Source organism: Alcanivorax sp. HI0083 (genome assembly GCF_001635175.1).
In genome coordinates this window covers 1-1,235 of sequence record NZ_LWFX01001265.1, presented here as the reverse complement: position 1 = coordinate 1,235, position 1,235 = coordinate 1, and the positions used below count along the sequence as shown (strand labels likewise).

Sequence of the window (1,235 nt, the reverse complement as noted above, 5' to 3'; positions counted from 1 at the left end):
CGGTAACGATATCGGAATCGAAACTGTGGATCAGGTAATTCAACGCACGTAGCGGGGAAATCACACCACAGGTGGAGACATCCACATCCACTCGAAACGTGGAAATACCGTTATCTGGATGGGATTCCGGATAGGTATGCACCGTCACATGACTCTTGTCCAGGTGAGCCACCACCGTCTCCGGCAACGGGCCCGGCGCTTCTTCGTCCCAGTCAGACCCATCCGGCGGGGTTTCGTGCTCGGCGATCAGCATGGTCACACTGGCACCCTGCGGATCGTAATCCTGGCGGGCCACATTCAAAATGTTGGCACCAATGATTTTGGTCACGTTGGTGAGAATCTCGGTGAGACGCTCCGCGTTATACAGCTCGTCAATATATTCGATATATTCCTGACGATGCTGCTCGGTCTTCGCGTAAGCAATATCGAAAATATTGAAGCTCAAGGATTTGGTCAGGTTGTTGAAACCATGAACCGTAATCTTGGGATTGGGATCTTTCACCACAGCCGTACCCCATGGGCGTTTCATCGCCACGTTAAGACAAACACACCACCGCACCCCGTGCGGCTACCTTGTTTGCAACATCCCGAAGGACGCCGCGAATCACCGGCCAGGCCGGCATATTGCGTTACTGAGGCACCCACCGGGCACCTCAGCCTTCAATGGTATAACTATGGGTGATCTCGACACCACCGCGTGTCAGCATAATGCTGGCAGAGCAGTATTTCTCTGCCGACAACTCAACCGCCCGTTTCACATGGGCTTCCTTGAGGCTGTTGCCGCTGACAATAAAGTGCAGGTGGATCTTGCTGAACACCGCCGGTACTTCATCGGCCCGCTCGGCAGTCAGCTCGCAGCGGCAATCAGTCACGTCCTGTCGGGATTTCTTGAGAATATGGATCACATCAAAGGAGGAACAGCCGCCCACGCCCAGTAACAGGGTTTCCATGGGGCGCGGCCCACGGTTCTGGCCACCGTGATCCGGCGGGCCATCCATCAGCACCTTGTGGCCGCTTTCGGTTTCCGCTTCATAGCAGGCTTCGCCCTGCCACTTAACCACTGCTTTCATGGTGATCTCCTGGTCTGTCACCCCATCTCAAACGCAGGCCGAACGCCTGATTGCGCCCACCCCGGAAGGGGGCGCAGAGTACCATAGCACGGGGGCTGCGCCCCCTTCCGGGGTGGGCGCAATCAGGCGTTCGGCCTGCGTTTGAGATGGGGTGACAGACCAGGA

General features: G+C 56.6%; 2 protein-coding genes. Both read right to left on the bottom strand.

The window, feature by feature from the left end; genetic code table 11:
• A partial coding sequence (gene speD / locus A3754_RS18630) for an adenosylmethionine decarboxylase (RefSeq protein WP_369817625.1) occupies positions 1-505 on the bottom strand: 505 nt, incomplete at its 3' end.
• Between the two features lie 148 nt (positions 506-653).
• Positions 654-1,070, bottom strand: coding sequence for an OsmC family protein (locus tag A3754_RS18625; RefSeq protein ID WP_011589301.1), 417 nt, complete (start codon positions 1,068-1,070; stop codon positions 654-656).
• Positions 1,071-1,235: the final 165 nt, after the last annotated feature.

What these genes read in the sequence shown, in the direction of transcription:
- A3754_RS18625 (WP_011589301.1), bottom strand. Translation starts at nt 1,070, where the DNA reads ATGAAAGCAGTGGTTAAGTGGCAGGGCGAAGCCTGCTATGAAGCGGAA.